This is a genomic window from Micromonospora profundi (assembly GCF_011927785.1).
GTDB lineage: Bacteria > Actinomycetota > Actinomycetes > Mycobacteriales > Micromonosporaceae > Micromonospora > Micromonospora profundi.
The window spans coordinates 2,449,153-2,464,226 of the sequence record NZ_JAATJK010000001.1 but is presented as its reverse complement, the minus strand read 5'-3'; the positions used below and the strand labels follow the sequence as shown (position 1 = coordinate 2,464,226).

Annotated in this window: 13 protein-coding genes; 7 read left to right on the top strand and 6 right to left on the bottom strand. The window is 72.0% G+C overall.

The window, feature by feature from the left end; genetic code table 11:
• Positions 1–29 precede the first annotated feature (29 nt).
• The 3 genes from F4558_RS10920 to F4558_RS10910 all read left to right on the top strand — a co-directional run bounded on the left by F4558_RS10920 (position 30) and on the right by F4558_RS10910 (position 5,118).
• Complete coding sequence (locus F4558_RS10920) at positions 30–800, top strand: DUF5995 family protein (RefSeq protein WP_053659900.1); 771 nt, start codon at positions 30–32, stop codon at positions 798–800.
• Positions 801–1,338: 538 nt separating this feature from the next.
• Complete coding sequence (locus tag F4558_RS10915; protein ID WP_209273257.1) at positions 1,339–3,435, top strand: APC family permease; 2,097 nt, start codon at positions 1,339–1,341, stop codon at positions 3,433–3,435.
• 171 nt (positions 3,436–3,606) lie between these two features.
• Positions 3,607–5,118, top strand: a complete 1,512-nt coding sequence (locus tag F4558_RS10910) for a right-handed parallel beta-helix repeat-containing protein (protein WP_167943945.1) — start codon at positions 3,607–3,609, stop codon at positions 5,116–5,118.
• Positions 5,119–5,241: 123 nt separating this feature from the next.
• On the opposite strand, the gene F4558_RS10905 is transcribed toward F4558_RS10910, so the two are convergent.
• Positions 5,242–5,448, bottom strand: a complete 207-nt coding sequence (locus tag F4558_RS10905) for a hypothetical protein (protein WP_053660102.1) — start codon at positions 5,446–5,448, stop codon at positions 5,242–5,244.
• Positions 5,449–5,699: 251 nt separating this feature from the next.
• Between F4558_RS10905 and F4558_RS10900 the strand changes: the two genes are divergently transcribed.
• Positions 5,700–6,527, top strand: a complete 828-nt coding sequence (locus F4558_RS10900; protein ID WP_053659905.1) for a hypothetical protein — start codon at positions 5,700–5,702, stop codon at positions 6,525–6,527.
• 26 nt (positions 6,528–6,553) lie between these two features.
• On the opposite strand, the gene F4558_RS10895 is transcribed toward F4558_RS10900, so the two are convergent.
• The 5 genes from F4558_RS10895 to F4558_RS10875 form a co-directional block, all read right to left on the bottom strand.
• Entirely contained in the window at positions 6,554–7,801 is a 1,248-nt protein-coding gene (locus tag F4558_RS10895; protein ID WP_231640202.1) for a low temperature requirement protein A, read from the bottom strand.
• A gap of 217 nt (positions 7,802–8,018) precedes the next feature.
• A complete protein-coding gene (locus F4558_RS10890) occupies positions 8,019–9,128 on the bottom strand; it encodes a helix-hairpin-helix domain-containing protein (protein ID WP_312877307.1) in 1,110 nt (369 codons plus the stop codon).
• Between the two features lie 255 nt (positions 9,129–9,383).
• Positions 9,384–10,733: an FAD-dependent oxidoreductase gene (locus F4558_RS10885; RefSeq protein WP_053659909.1), complete on the bottom strand. Its 1,350-nt coding sequence runs from the start codon at positions 10,731–10,733 to the stop codon at positions 9,384–9,386.
• 1 nt (position 10,734) lies between these two features.
• Positions 10,735–11,082: a TcmI family type II polyketide cyclase gene (locus F4558_RS10880; protein WP_053659911.1), complete on the bottom strand. Its 348-nt coding sequence runs from the start codon at positions 11,080–11,082 to the stop codon at positions 10,735–10,737.
• A 93-nt stretch (positions 11,083–11,175) separates the two neighbouring features.
• Positions 11,176–11,991 (bottom strand): AfsR/SARP family transcriptional regulator, encoded by an 816-nt coding sequence (locus F4558_RS10875; RefSeq protein WP_053659914.1) that lies wholly within the window; start codon positions 11,989–11,991, stop codon positions 11,176–11,178.
• A gap of 428 nt (positions 11,992–12,419) precedes the next feature.
• On the opposite strand from F4558_RS10875, the gene F4558_RS10870 reads away from it, so the two are divergent.
• The 3 genes from F4558_RS10870 to F4558_RS10860 are packed head-to-tail and all read left to right on the top strand — an operon-like array spanning position 12,420 to position 15,057.
• Positions 12,420–12,758, top strand: coding sequence for a TcmI family type II polyketide cyclase (locus tag F4558_RS10870; RefSeq protein ID WP_167943943.1), 339 nt, complete (start codon positions 12,420–12,422; stop codon positions 12,756–12,758).
• Complete coding sequence (locus F4558_RS10865; RefSeq protein ID WP_053659918.1) at positions 12,755–14,503, top strand: acetyl-CoA carboxylase carboxyl transferase subunit; 1,749 nt, start codon at positions 12,755–12,757, stop codon at positions 14,501–14,503. Before F4558_RS10870 ends, F4558_RS10865 begins: the two co-directional genes overlap by 4 nt.
• Positions 14,500–15,057: an acetyl-CoA carboxylase biotin carboxyl carrier protein gene (locus F4558_RS10860; RefSeq protein WP_312877306.1), complete on the top strand. Its 558-nt coding sequence runs from the start codon at positions 14,500–14,502 to the stop codon at positions 15,055–15,057. Before F4558_RS10865 ends, F4558_RS10860 begins: the two co-directional genes overlap by 4 nt.
• Positions 15,058–15,074 lie beyond the last annotated feature (17 nt).

Below are 15,074 nucleotides of genomic sequence, written 5' to 3'. Positions count from 1 at the left end.
GTACGGCCGTGAACCAGCATGGAGGAGAGATGACCGAACCGGTCTGGGGACCTGTCCACGGGGACATCGTCGACCTGCTCGCCGATCACCCCGCGGACGTGCCAGCGGTGGTCGATCACCTCACCAAACTCCAGGACATGCTGGTGCGGCTGCCGCCGTTGGAGGAGAGCTGCCCGCTTGCGGACTTCAACAAGCTCTACCTGACGATCACGAGCAGCGTGCTCGACGGCCTGTACGACGACCGTTTCATCGACCCGGTGTTCCTCGCGCGGCTGGACGTCGAGTTCGCCGCCCGCTACTTCGACGCGTTGCGGTTGTGGACCGACTCCAGCCCCGGCACCCCGAAGGCGTGGTCGTGTCTCTTCGAGCGCATGCGCGGGCCGGACGCCCGACCGTTGCCGTCGGCGGCGGCCGGGGTGAACGCGCACATCAACTTCGACCTGCCGTTCGCGCTGGTGACCACGTTCGACCACCTGGAGTCGGAGCCTGTCGACGGCAGCGACCAGCACCACGACTACCTCGAAATCAACAACATCTTCGCGGACAAGATCCCCGGTCTGCGTCGCGGCTATCTGGAGCAGTGGCAACTGCTCATCGACATGCTCAACGGCGACATCGACGACTGGTACCAGGGGGAACTGGTCGAGTACACCCGCGATGTCGCCTGGCGCAACGCACAGAAGATCTGGCGGTGCCGGCACGATCCGGCCGCCCACGAGAGTGAGCGCAGACGGTTGGACAAGAACGCCGCCGCGCTCGGCCGGCTGCTGCTCTCGCCCCTGGGGGCGTTTCTGCAATAGCCGGGGACGGGGGGTCCCCGCGCTCTGCCCGGTGGTGGGGCGGCGGAGCGCGGGGACACGTCCCGCACGTTCCACCCACCCCGTGTGGCCGTCTGACGGCCGCGTCGGGGAGGCGGCCGGTCGGCTCCGGGGGGTGTCGACCGTCTGCCGCCGTCGGCCGGCTCGGGGGGTGCCGGCCGGCGGTTGGGGGAGCGGCGGGAATTCCGAGGGTGTCGGCGGGCCGGTACGGGGTACGCCCGCGCCATGACCGTCCTGGCCCGGCGCCGGCCCGCCGCCCGACCTCGGCCCTCCCGACCCCGCCGTGCGCGACCCGGCCCGTTGCGGCCGGGTGACCCGGTGCCGCGACCCGCTGCCCGGCCGGGTGCGCGTTGACCGGCGTACGGCGTCAGCGGTGACCGCTGTCGGCCCACCCGCGCCGAGCCGGTTGCCAAGCGGACCGGACCACCCCTGAGCAGGTCATCCACGTCCCCGGTTCCGCCGCTCGGGTCGTGGGCGACCACCTACCGTCGGATCAGAACCTGCGAGGGTGGGACGGGCGATGGCTGACGAGCACCGGGCGAGGCCGCGACGCTGGAGCGGCCGCCGCCACACACCGACCGGACCGGATCCGGCGCTGCGCGCCGCCCGCGACCCGGCCCGCCCGCACCGGGGCGGTCGCAGCGGTGTCGTGGTGCCCGAGCGGGTCGCCAGCCCGGCCCGGCCGGGGCCGCCGACGAGTCCGCTGCGCCGGTGGCTCTTCGAACACCGGGTGCAGCCGCCCGGCCCGGAGACGGCCGAGGGGCAGAACCGCAGGCACGCGTGGTGGCAGGTGATGTGCCTGACCGGCGTGGACTACTTCTCCACCCTGTCGTACCTGCCGGGCATCGCGGCGGTGGCGGCCGGTGCGCTGTCCCCACTGGCGACCCTGCTGATCGTCGCGCTGACCCTGTTCGGCATGTTGCCGATGTACCGCCGGGTGGCCCAGGAGAGCCCGCACGGGCAGGGCTCGGTGGCGATGCTGGAGCGGTTGCTGCCGTTCTGGCGGGGCAAGATCTTCGTGCTGGTGCTGCTGGGGTTCGTGGCCACCTCGTGGATCATCACGATCACGCTGTCGTCGGCCGACGCGACAGTGCACCTGCTGGAGAATCCGTACCTGCCGGACAGCATGCACGACCCCGTGGTCCCGGTCGTGGTCACTGTCGTGCTGCTGCTCGTCCTCGGCGGGGTGTTCCTTCTCGGGTTCCGCGAGGCGGTGGTGGTGGCCATCCCGTTGGTGGCGGTGTTCTTGCTGCTCAACGCGGTGATCGTGGTGGTCGCGGTGTCGCGGATTGTCGCCGATCCGACAATCGTGTCGGACTGGACTGCCGCGTTGACCGAGGGCGGCGCCGGCCCGGGCGAGGTGCTTGTCACCGCGGTGCTGGCGTTCCCGTTGCTGGTGCTGGGGCTGTCCGGGTTCGAGACCGGGGTCAGCATGATGCCCCTGGTGGCGGCCGACGGGCCGGATCGGCAGGCCCGCCTGGCGGCCCGGATCCGCAACACCCGGCGGCTGCTCACCACCGCCGCGCTGATCATGTCGGTCTACCTGATCTCGACGACGTTCGTGACCACAGCGCTCATCCCGGCCGAGGAGTTCCGCCCGGGCGGCGGCGCGAACGGTAGGGCGCTGGCCTTCCTGGCACACACCTATCTGGGCGAGGTGTTCGGCACTGTCTATGACGTGAGCAGCGTGTTCATCCTGTGGTTCGCGGGCGCCTCCGCGATGGCCGGGCTGATCAACATCGTGCCGCGGTACCTGCCCTCGTACGGCATGGCCCCGGAGTGGGCGCGGGCGGTGCGACCAGTGGTGATCGTCTACACCGTGGTCAGCGTCGCCATCACGATCGCCTTCCGGGCCGACGTGAACGCCCAGGCCGGCGCGTACGCGACGGGCATCCTGGCGATGATGGTCTCCGGTGCGGTGGCGGTGAGCATCTCGGCGGTCCGCCGCCGCCAGCGTGGCGCTGCCGTCGGCTTCAGCGTGCTGAGCCTGGTTCTGCTGTACGCGCTGATCGAGAACGTCTTCGAGAAGCCGGACGGGATCACCATCTCGGCGCTGTTCATCCTCGGCATCATCGCGGTGTCGCTGGTCTCCCGGGTCACCCGCACCACCGAACTGCGCGCCGAACGGATCGATTTCGACGAGCCGGCCCGCCGCTTCATCACCGAGTCGTTGGCGCACGACGGACAGCTGCATCTGATCGCGAACAAGCGGCAGACGGGCTCGCTGAAGGAGTACACGATCAAGGAGCGCGGGCAGCGGGGGATCAACCCGGTGCCGGGGGCCGCCGACGTGCTGTTCCTGGAGATCGACGTGGGGGACCCGTCGGAGTTCAGCCAGGTGCTGGAGGTGCGCGGGATCGAGGTGGGCGGGTTCCGGGTGCTGAGGGCAAGCAGTTCCGCCGCGCCGAACGCGATAGCGGCGATCCTGCTGGCGATGCGCGACGCCACAGGGGTCCGGCCGCACGCGCACTTCGAGTGGTCGGAGGGGAGACCGCTCGCGCACCTGCTGCGGTACCTGATCCTCGGCCGGGGCGACACCCCGCCCGTCGTACGGGAGATCCTCCGCCGTACCGAGCCGGATCCGTTGCGACGACCGGGCATCCACGTCGGGGGGTGAGGCGCGCACCATCTGATGATGTAAAAGATGAATGGCAGCGTTATTCACGTTCACACCTTCCTGTCCGTATTGCAGCCCTATCGTGACCTTTGGTGGTCGGCGGCACGTCGAGCACCCCGCGCCCGGATCGGCGCGCGGTCACGTTGAGCAGTCAGGAAGGCAGGCACCACGATGTCCACGTACCGAGGAGGAGACCCGGCACGCCCCAGACGGCGATCCCGATGGTTCTTAGCCGGCGGCTTCCTGGCCGGGAGCCTGGTGGTGGGGGCGGCCGGCGTGGCGGGCGTCGCCGCGGCGGCCGACCGCGACCTCTCGCTCCCGGGCCTGGCCAAGCTCAGCACCGCGGCCAGCGACGACGACCGGCGGCCCGGCGACCGGCCGGAGCGGGAGCGGGACCGGGACGACGCCGGGCGGGCCCCACGGAACACCCCCGGCACCGGCAAGCGCGGTGTGGTCGAGGTGCCCTGCGACTCCGCGAAGCTGGTGGCGGCCCTGGTGACGGCCAACGCGCAGGGCGGCGGCGAGCTGCGGCTCGCGCCCCGGTGCCGCTACGTCCTCAGCGAGGCGTTCCACGAGACGGACCAGTACGACGGCGGGATCCGCGACGCGCGCGAGGCCGCCGACGCCGCCGAGACCCCCGGTGACGCCGAGGCGCCGCCGCACAACCCGGCCGACGACACGGCCGGCCTGCCGGTGATCTACCAGCCCATCACCGTGGACGGCGTCGGTGCCACCATCGCCCGCGACGCCCAGGCCGCGCCCTTCCGCTTCTTCACAGTCCGCGACGGCGGCGAGCTGACCCTGCGCGACGTCACGCTGCACAACGGTCGCTCCGCCATCGAGGGTGGCAGCGTGCACGTGGTGCACGGCGCGACAGCCGTCGTGGACCGCGTCACCGTCACCCACAGCACGTCGCTGTCGCCAGAGGGCGGCGGCGGTGGCATCTTCAACGACGGCAACCTGGTGGTCACCGACTCAACGTTCATCGGCAACAGCGCCTCCGGCGCCGCGGGCAAGGGCGGGGGCCTGCTCAACGGCGGTGTGCTGACGTTGAAGCGTTCCGAGTTCCGTAACAACAGCGCCAACGGCTACGGCGGCGGGCTCGGCAACTACCGAGGCGCGGCCGAGGTGGAGAGCGTCAGCTTCACGCAGAACAGCGCCGCGCAGGGCGGCGGCATGGCCAGCTTCTCGGCCCGGACCAAGGTCTCCGACACCGAGCTGCTGAACAACACAGCGCAGATCGGTGGCGGTGCCGCCAACTCCGACGCGGTGCTGGTGATGCGCAAGATGACCATCCGCGGCAACACCTCCACCATCAACGGCGGCGGCATCTCCACCGTCAAGGGTCTGCTGCCGCTCGACGACAGCGTGGTCGACGGCAACACCACCCACGGTCTCGGCGCCGGCATCTACGCCGAGAAGTCCAACCTGCTGGTACGCGGCAGCGACGTCACCGGCAACGAGGCGGTCGGCGCGGCGTCCAAGGGCGGCGGCATCTACGCCACGGCGGGCTCGTTGGCGCTCTACACCACGAAGGTCACACACAACGCCGCCACCGTGAAGCCGGGCGGCATCTTCGCCCAGCACGCCCAGGTCAAGATCGACGACGAGAGCGTTGTCGTCGAGAACGAGCCGACGAACTGCGACGGTAGCGCGGTGCCGATCGCACGCTGCTTCCGCTGAGCGTCAAGCCCAGACGACCATCCCGCGAACACCGCCTGCCGCCCGGACGAGCCCTCGCTCGTCCGGGCGGCAGCAAACGGCCCGCGCCCTTCGCAGGGGTGCGGGCCGGTGGTGCTCGGTGTCCTACTTGGACGGTTCGGGCAGCTTGCAGTCGACCTTGGGGTTGGCGCCGATGTAGTTCAAGGGCCCGGCCACGATGGTGACCAGGATGGTGCCGGCCTCGGCGCAGTTGGTGTCGTCTCCGCTGTAGTAACCCCGCTGGCCCGCGGCGACAGCGCCGATCACCAACCAGATCACGACGAGAACTCCGAGTATCGAGGTGCCGCGCATCGCTGCCTCCTGAAGGAATGTGGTGGATCTGAGGTGCACCGGTTGTACCCAATCGGGTCGCGCGGCTAACGGCGGTCGCCCGCGACCCCGGCGGGTCGTCCGTCCGGCTGATGTCAGTGGCCCGTCGGTACCGCACCGGCATCGGCCACCCGCACCACGTACCGACCGGCGGCTATCGGATCGCCGACCGTTCCCGCCGCCGCGCGGGCTGCCGGACGTAGAACTGCGTGAGGCCCCGCCGAGGAGGACTCATGGACGCCCGGACACCGCCCCTCTACATCGACCGCCCCGAGGACGTCGCGGTCGCCGCCCGCGCGCTGGCAGGTGGCGCGGTCGTCGCGGTGGCGTTCGCCAACTTCTACGCCATCGTCAGCCGTCCGGACGCCGCCACCGTGCGTCTGGTCAACCTGGCCAAGGGCCGCCCGATCGACCAGGTAGGCAGCATCACCACAGGCGTCTGCCGCATCCCGGCGATGTTCGACTGGTCGCGGGTCTCGCCCCGGTTGCCGGCCGGGCGGGTGCTGGCCCTGATGGACGCCCTCTACGGCGCCGGGCCATTCGGCTTCCGGGGCCCGGCCGCCGACCGGCTGCCCGAGCACCTGACCCAGGTCGACAGTGGGCTGCGCACCACCCAGGTCATCGCGCCCGGGCTGACCTGCCCGTCGAACGCCTTCTTCGAGCGGGCGCTCGCCGAGACCGGATCGGATCACCTCTACATCACCTCGGCGAACCGGTCCCGGCACCGCACCGGCCTGCCCGACGAGCCGGCGCACTGGAAGTCCGGGGCGCTCGCCGCCGACTTCGCCCACCTGACCGACCTGGTGGTTCTCGTGCACCGCGACGAGGCGGCGGCCCGCGCCGCCTACCCCGGCTACCGCACCACCTCGGTGACCCTGCTCTCCTTCCACGCGCCGGAAGGCGAACTGGAGGAACCGCCGGTGCTCACCGTGGACCGGCACGGCTCGCTGCATCTGGACGACGTACGCCGGGCGGCCGCGCCGCTGGGCCTTCAGGTCCGCCTCGGCGACACCGCCGGGCAACGGCTGCGGGTCCGGGAGTACGCGGGTGCCCTGGTGTGAGCGGGTCCGGTGGCGCGGACCCCGCATCAGTGCGGTGGCGCAGGCGCCTCCGGAGGTCTACCCAGACTGCGGCGGTAGTCAGCGTAGGCAACGCCGGCCAGCACCAGCATCGCGCCGAGGGAGGCGAAGAACGACGGCAGGAACAGCGCCCCTGACGCGATGGTCAGCAGCGCCAGCACACCGCCCGGCCGGGACCACGACACCCGGCTGAACACCTCGTACTCGAAGGCGGCCCGGCCGACCAGGAACAGCGCCGGACCGCCGAGGATCACCGCCACCCACGCCGGTGGTACGCGGCCGGGATGTTCGTGCAGCAGCAGTTCGAACCCGGAGGCCGTGGTCACCACTCCGGCGATCATCACCAGGTGGGTGTAGGGCGCGCTCAGCAGGAACCTGCTGGGCAACCTGGCCGACTGGATGGCGAGCGGCAGGAGTTGGCCGGACTTGTGGACGTAGATCCGCCACAGCAGCAGGGTGGTCGCGAAGGCCACCGCGAACGCGCCGATGTTCTGCCACTCGGAGTGCGCCAGGCTGAACATGGTGCCGATGGTCAGGATGGCGTCGCCGAGGGCGATGATGAAGAACTGCTGGTACCGCTCGGACAGGTGCTCGGCGGTGACGTTGCGCTGCTCCTCCGGCACCACCCCGAGGCCGGGCACCGGGTACGCGAGCCGGAAGCCCACGTAGTCGATAGCGAGCGCGAGGGCCCAGCAGGCCAACCGGGCGTCACCGCTGACGAACGCGCCGACGATCCAGGGTATCGCCGACACCGCGAACCAGGTGACGATCCGTGCCGCCCGGCGCTGGAACTCCGGCTCGTGCCGTACGGCGGGCATCAGGAACAGTCCGCGCCCGAGGTGGATCGCCACGTAGGCGCCGGCGAAGACGATCCCGCGGGCACCGAACGCCTCCGGGATCGCTGTCGTCATCAGCAGCGCGCCGAACATCACCGCGCTGATCAGCATTTTGATCTCGGTGCGTTCCGGGTCGTACAGGTCGGTGACCAGTGTGGTGATCGCCCACGTCCACCAGACAGCGGCCAGCAGGACCAGTGCCTGGGCGGCTTGGCGCCAGTCGAGCTGCTGCACGAGCCCACGGGAGATGAGGGCGAGCGCGACGACGTACACCAGGTCGAAGAAGAGTTCGAGCAGCGTCACCCGGCGCGAGGCCTCCGGGTCGCGTGCCGGCGCCCGGGCTCCGCGTCGCCCGGGCTCCGACGCGGAGAGGGACACGGTCGCTCCTGCGGTGCCGACGCGGCGGACCGTGCGGTCCACCTCGACCGACGCTAGCGAGCAGCCGGCCGCGCCGCCCGGACTCGTCCATGTTCTCCCTCGACCGGGGTGATCCGCCCCGTCGCCTGGGCTTCAGGGGCTCCTCCGTTGTGTGGCGGCTCAGGGCCACCGAGCCGATCGTGGACGGCAGCCCGACAAGGATCGAGCCCCTGGCCGGCGTCCCCGTGGGAACGCCGGCCAGGGGCTCGATGTCGAAACGTCAGCCCTGGTCGCCGCCGGGCAGCACCGCGACCGCCTCGTCGGCGGCACCGGCCAGCACCCGCGCCTGCTGGGGCCAGGTGGCCAGGCTGGGCGCGGCACGCAGGCCGGCGGCCCGGATCAGGTCCCGCAGGGCCGCCTCGTCCAGTTCGGCGAGCTGGCCGTAGGTGCGTACTCCGGCGGTCTGCAACGCCGCCGCCATCTTCGGCCCGACGCCCTGGATCCGGCGGAAGTCGTCGGCCGGGCCGGCGTCCGTGGAGTCCGGCGCGCTGTCGTCGGCCGACTGTGCCAGCGGGGCGTCGGCCGGTCGGACCGGCGGCGTGGCCCGCGCCGGCTCGGTGGCCTGGGCGTCCGCCGACGACACGCCCGCGGCGACGGCAGCCGCCGTCGCGGCAGAGGTGTCCTCGGTGTACGCGCCGTCGGCCGCCGTGGTCTCGGCCGGAGGCGCGTCGGTGGTCGTGGTCTCGGCCGGCGGGATGTCGGCGAGGGTGGTCTCCGCCGGCGGGACCTCGGCCTGCGGGACCTCGGCCTGTGAGGTGTCGTCCTGCGGGGCGTCAACCTCCGAGGTGTCGTCCTGCGGGGCGTCAACCTCCGAGGTGTTGGCCTGCGGGACCTCGGCGTGCGGGGCGTCGGTGAGCGGGAGGTCGTCCGCCGGCTCGCGGGGAGCGATGACGGACGCCGGGGCGGCCTGCTCGGCGGGCTGCTCCTCGGGCGCGATCGGTTCCGCCGTGGGCTCCGGGCGGACGTCCGCCGCGTCGGCGGGCTCGGCGGCGGGGACCGGCGGCGGGGCTTCGGTGAGGGCCATGTCGCCCACGTCGAACGTGTTCGGGGTGTCCGCCGGGGCGGGTTCGTCCGACGTGGTCACCGCAGCCGGTGCGCTGACCGTGTCCACGGGGGCAGGCCCGTCGACGACAGCGACCGGAGCGGGGTCGACGGTCGCCGCCGCCCGATCCTCGTCGATGGTCGCCGGTGTCGCCGGAGGGGCCACCACGGCCAGGCCGGCGACGGGGTCACCGTCCACCATCGACGGACTCTGCCCGTTGGACTGCGCGCCCTGCCGGCCGCGCAGCAACCATCCGGCGGCCAAGCCCAGCAACAGTGCCAGAATCACTATCAGTGAGTGTCCGATAGACCACTCCACGGCGAACCTCCCTCTCACGTCGTCGGAAAAGTCACGAGAAAAACTCGCCGCAGCTTCGCACATGCGCTGCGGCGACGACAGGCAGGATCGGTCAGGGAGGGTGTGGGTGGGACGGGCACCTCGCGGGGTGCGTGACGGGTGACGCAGCGTCGCGACGGACCGCCTCGCACAGCAGTCGACCCGGACACGCGCGGGGCGTGTGCCCGGGTCGGTGACGGCGGAAGTTCAGTCCTGGTCGCCCTCGTAGGTGTGGAAGTCGTTGACGAATCGGCGGCGCAGTCTCGGCACCCGGCTGGTCACCCCGAAGTAGCCCCGCGCCCCGAGCAACGCGAGCCGACCCACCACCGGCCGGTACATCCGGTCGTCGCCGCTGGTACCGCTGCGGTTGAGCGACTCGGCGACCCGTGCGAAGCCGTACGGCACCATCGTTGCCTCGTAGTCGGCCACCGCCTGCACCAGCGTCTTGTCGCCGTCGACGGCGCGGGCGAGCTGCTCGCAGAGCAGACGGGCGTCGCGCAGCGCGGTGTTCGCTCCCACCCCACGCCCCGGTGTCATGGTGTGGATGGCGTCGCCGAGCAGCGTGACTGTCGTGCTCTTCCAGGGCGGCGTCGGCTCGGACGTGCTCACCCTGATCGGCAGGGCACTGCCCGGATCGGCGCGACTGAGCAACTCCCGCAGGTGCGGATGCCAGTTCGGGGTGAGGTCCAGGGCCAGTCCGATCAGGTCGTCGCCCCGCATCCGCATGACATCGGCGGGAAAGCGGCGGGCCGTACTCCAGATGATCAGGTTGATGTGGTCGGTGCTGGTGTCCTGCGACAGGCCGGGCCAGGCCCGCAGCAGGGCGGCGCGGTCGGCGCTGACACCTTTCTTGATCGTCCGGTCGGTGTGCCAGGGGAACTCCATGACGTGCAGCACGCCCATGGTGCCGCCGGTGCCGAAGATGAGCGAGATGCCCGTACGGACGCGCTCGGCCAGGAGGTCACGGGTGTGCGGGGTCAGGGGGATCCGCGTGGCGATGTTGATGGTGCCGGCGTCCCGGATGACGGCGTGCGGCAGGTACTGCCGGCGTACCGCCGAGTGCGTGCCGTCGGCGGCCACCAGCAGGTCACCGGTGGCGGTGGTGCCGTCGGCGAAGTGCGCGGTGACGTCACCGTCGTCGTGCTGCTCGTACCGGATGAAGGTCTTGTCGAAGTGCACCACGTCGGCCAGGCCGGTCAGCAGTACCTGGCGCATCGTCATGCGACTCACCGAGTGTTCGGTGTGCACCGGGTCGACGGCGGGTCGCAGCTCGAACGAGGCGGTCTCGGTCAGCTTCTGTGTGAGCACGTTGAAGTAGCGCGGCGCCTGGGCGCAGGTGGCCAGGAAGGTGGCGAACACGTCCGGTGGCAGACAGTCGCGCAGCGCTCGCGTGCCGGTCGGACCGATGCCCACCCGGTAGCCGAGCAGCCCTCCGGAGCGGTGCTGGTGCCGTTCGTAGACGGCGACGCTGATCCCGGCGCGACGCAACCCGTGCGCCAGGCACAGCCCGCCGGTGCCAGCTCCGATGATCAGGACGTGTGGCGGCGCGGTGGGCACGTCAGCCGGCCGGGTGGGCGGCGGTCGCGTCGGCAGCGTCCCATTGGTAGAAACAGTCGGCTATCGCGTCCTTGGGGGAGCGCCAGGTCGACAGGTACGGCGAGGTGTGTGCGGCGAGCCGCTCGTTCACCTGCCGGAACAGCGGATGGTTGCGGGCGGCAGCGAGCGCGTCCGGGTCGACGTCCGAGGTCTCGATGAGATGCACGTACAGGTCGTGCAGGCTGTAGAGGGATCGGTGGACGACACCGGTGAGACCTGGCAACTCGGTGGCGTCGGACTCGGCGAAGATCTGCGCGACGCGCCCCTCCTCGCCCGGGACGATCCGGCTGACGATCAGCAGACGACTCATGGAACCCCTTCCCCCGGTGACCGTTTCCGACCCTCGGGTCAGTGGCCACGTGCTCGATTCGCCAACCGTGGCGCACTGTGTGTCACGTCGCCGTCACGTGCGCCGGACGGCCGGTGACGGCCACCCGCCGACCTCCGGGCCGGTGCTCGTCGGGCGGGTGGCCGCGCGGATCGGGCCGAGCGTGTCGTCGAGCAGCGCGCTCATCGCCGGGCTGGGCTCCAGCCGCAGCTCCCGACGCAGCAGGTCGCGGTAGACGTAGAAGGCGTGCACGGCCTCGAAGGCGTTGCCCTCGGCGAGGTGGATGCGGACCACCAGCCGGTGCGGTGTCTCGCGCAGCGGCTCGGCGGCCATCGCCTCCAGCGCGGCCTGCAACGCCTCGCCGTGCCGGCCCGCGGTGAGGTGCTGCGTGGCCACCTGCTCCAACATGTGCAGGCGCAGCTGACGCAGCCGTTCGCGTTCCAGGAGCACCCAGTCGTCGTACCAGCCGGGCAGCAGGTCGTGCCGGCCGGCAGCGAGCGCCCCGGCGGTGGTCCGTACGTCGGCGCCGTCGCGGACCCGGGCGGCCGTGCCGACCAGATCGTCGACGTCCAGTCGGACCGAGGGGTGCAGCCGGACCGTGTCGCCGGCGACGGTCATCGGGCAGCACGGGTCCTGCCGCAGCCGCCACAGCGCGGTCCGCAGCGCCGACAGTGCCCTCTCCTCCGACGCGTCGGGCCAGAGCAGCCCGGCCAACTGACTGCGGGGGGCGCCGGGGCGCAGCCCGATGAGCGCCATCACGCGTTGCAGACCGCGCGGCACCACGACCGGCGCGGAGCCTCGCAGGAGTCGGAAGCCGCCGAGCAGGTGCAGCGAGATGTCGGCGGCTGCTTGGGAACCTCCGGCGGTCGGCCTGGACGGGTCAGCGGTCACGGCGGCACCCCCTGCGGAACGCTGGGTCCCGACTGTCTGCTGTGTCCGGATGGTTGCCCGTGACGCCGCTGTCGACCCCGTCGGTGGGGCGCCAACACTGCCGTCCGGGCGCGGCGCCGCCCGCCGGAGCCGCCGGGCTGACCACGGTGAAGATTATCAATCATGGTCACGGTGAGTCAACGACAGGGCACACTTCTGTCAATGCCGCCTACCGTGAGATCGGTTCTGAACTGCTGAAACCCTATAGCCGGGATGCCGGCGGACGCATAGCTGACACACAGGTTGAATCGACGCAGCGTCACCGCTCAGCGTCGCTGACCGGCCCGTCACCGTGACGCCGTGGTGACGAAGGCTGCCGCATCGTGTCGGCAGTCGTCCAGCGTCCGGGAGTTCCCCGCCGACCGGACGCCGTGGGGGGAGGCCCAGACATGGACCGATCGTTGATCGTCGCGAAGGTCGTCCCGACCGCCGAGGTACAGGTGGCCGAGATCTTCGCCGAGTCGGACGCGACGGAGCTGCCGCGCCTGGTCGGCGTCCGGCACCGCTCGCTGTACCGACTGCACGACCTCTACGTGCACCTGCTCGAAACCGAGCGACCGGCGCCGGACGCCGTGGAGGCCGTCCGGGAACACCCCGAGTTCGTACGGGTCAGCGACCGGCTCCGGCCGTACGTCTCGCCGTACCTGCCGACCTGGCGCTCGCCGCGCGACGCGATGGCGCAGTGCTTCTACAGGTTCGACGCCACCGACGCCGGGCGGCGCTCGTGACCGCCACCGCGCCCCGGGAGGAGCGGCTGTGGTCCCGCTGCGCCGGCTGCTCCAGCCTGCTCTACCGCAAGCGGCTGCGGCGCAACCTCGACGTCTGCCCGGAATGCGGTGCGCACGCCCGGCTCGGCGCCCCGGAACGGCTCCGGCAACTCGTCGACCCGGGGTCGCTGTGCCTCCTGCCCGACCTGCTGCCCGCGACCGACCCGATCGACTTCGTCGACGTGCTGCCGTACCCGCACCGACTCACCGCCGCGCGGGCCGGCACCGGTCTGCCCGAGGCGGTGGTCTGCGGCACCGCCACCATCGGTGGACACCCGGCTGCCCTGGCCGTGATGGACTTCCGCTTCCTCGGCGGCAGCCTGGGCAGCGCGGTGGGTGAGCTGATCACCCGGACCGCCGAACGGGCGCTTGACGACCGGATCCCGCTCGTCCTCGTCACCGCGTCCGGCGGTGCGCGCATGCAGGAGGGCGCCTTGTCGCTGATGCAGATGGCCACCGTCAGCCAGGCCATCGCCGGGCTGCGCGAGGCGGGTCTGCTCACTGTCAGCGTCCTCACCGACCCGACCTACGGCGGGGTGGCGGCGTCGTTCGCCACAAACACCGACCTGGTGCTCGCCGAGAGCGGCGCGCGGATGGGCTTCGCCGGCCCCCGGGTGATCCGCCAGGTCACCGGCCGGGAACTGCCCGAGGGCTTCCAGACCGCCGACTTCTTGCTGCGCCACGGCCAGGTGGACATGGTGGTGCAGCGCCGGTCGCTGCGGGGGCGACTGTCGGCGCTGCTCGCCGCCGCCGACCACTGCCGTCCGAGCCGTCCGCCCGTACCCCGGCAGGAGCCGTCGCCGTACCGCGAGCGCGGCACCGGTGACGGCCCGGCACCGGCCGCCGACGCTGTCGGCGCGGCGGCCGTCGGAGAGCCGCAGCCGGCGGTACGCGACGCGTGGGACACCGTGCGGATCGCCAGGCACCCGGGTCGACCGACCACACTGGACTATCTGGACTCCGTCTTCGACGGGTTCGTCGAGTTGCATGGCGACCGTCTCGGCGGGGACTGTCCGGCCGTCGTCGGCGGCCTGGCCAAGCTGGCCGGTCGACACGTGATGGTGATCGGTCACCAGAAGGGCCACACCACAGCCGAGCTGGTGGCCCGTAACTTCGGTATGGCCAGCCCGGCCGGACACCGCAAGGCGTTGCGGCTGATGCGCCTGGCCGCCCGGCTCGGCCTGCCGGTGGTCACCCTGGTCGACACCCCGGGCGCCGACCCGGGGGTCAGCGCCGAGGAGCACGGGCAGGCGGCGGCGATCGCGGAGAACATCCTGACCCTCACCATGCTGCCGACCCCGGTGCTCGCGGTCATCACCGGTGAGGGCGGCAGCGGTGGCGCGCTCGCCCTCGCGGTCGCCGACCGGGTGCTGATGCTCCAGCACGCCGTCTACTCGGTGATCAGCCCGGAAGGCTGTGCGGCGATCCTCTGGCCGGACCGGCGCGCGGCGCCGCAGGCCGCCCGCGCGCTCCGGCTGACCGCACCCGAGCTGTGCCGCCTCGGCGTGGTCGACGAGATCGTGCCGGAGCCGGCATCCGCCGCGCACGACGACCCGGCGGAGACGGCCGACCGGCTGCGTGCCGCGTTGCTTGCCAACCTGCTGCCCCTGCTGGACGTGCCGCCCGCGACCCTGGTCCGTCGGCGCAGGCAACGGTTCCGGCGCTTCGGTGCGGCCCGCGCCGGCACCCGGGCGGGTGCCCGGTGACCGCCGGACCCGACGCCGCCGCGCCGCCTGATGTCACGCCGCTCGCGGCTGCGCCGCTCGCGGCCGCGGTGCCCGACGAGGAGGTGCTGGTCGGGCTGCGCCGGCAGGTACGGCAGCTGATGGCCGAGCTGGCCGGACCGGTGCGCCGCATCCGGCTGCACAGTGGGTCGACGGTGCTGGAGGTGGAGTGGCACCCCGGCGAGGCGTCGACGATGCCAGGCGTACCCCCGGATCTGCCGCCTGCCGCGCCACCGCAGGCGACCGCTACGGCCTCCGGTCCGACGGCATCGCTGATCCGGCCGCCGGTCCCGGGTCGCACGGCGGTCCGGGCGCCCGTCGTCGGCACCTTCTACCGGGCGCCGGAACCCGGCGCCGGGCCGTTCGTCGTTGTGGGTGACCTGGTCCGTCCGGGACAGCCGGTCGCCATCGTCGAGGCGATGAAACTGATGAACGAGGTGACCGCCGACCGCGCCGGTCGCGTGGCCGCGATCCTCGTCCAGGACGGCCAACCGGTGGAGTACGACCAGCCGCTTGTCGAGCTGGATCCGGCCTGACGGCGCGGATGGGGTGG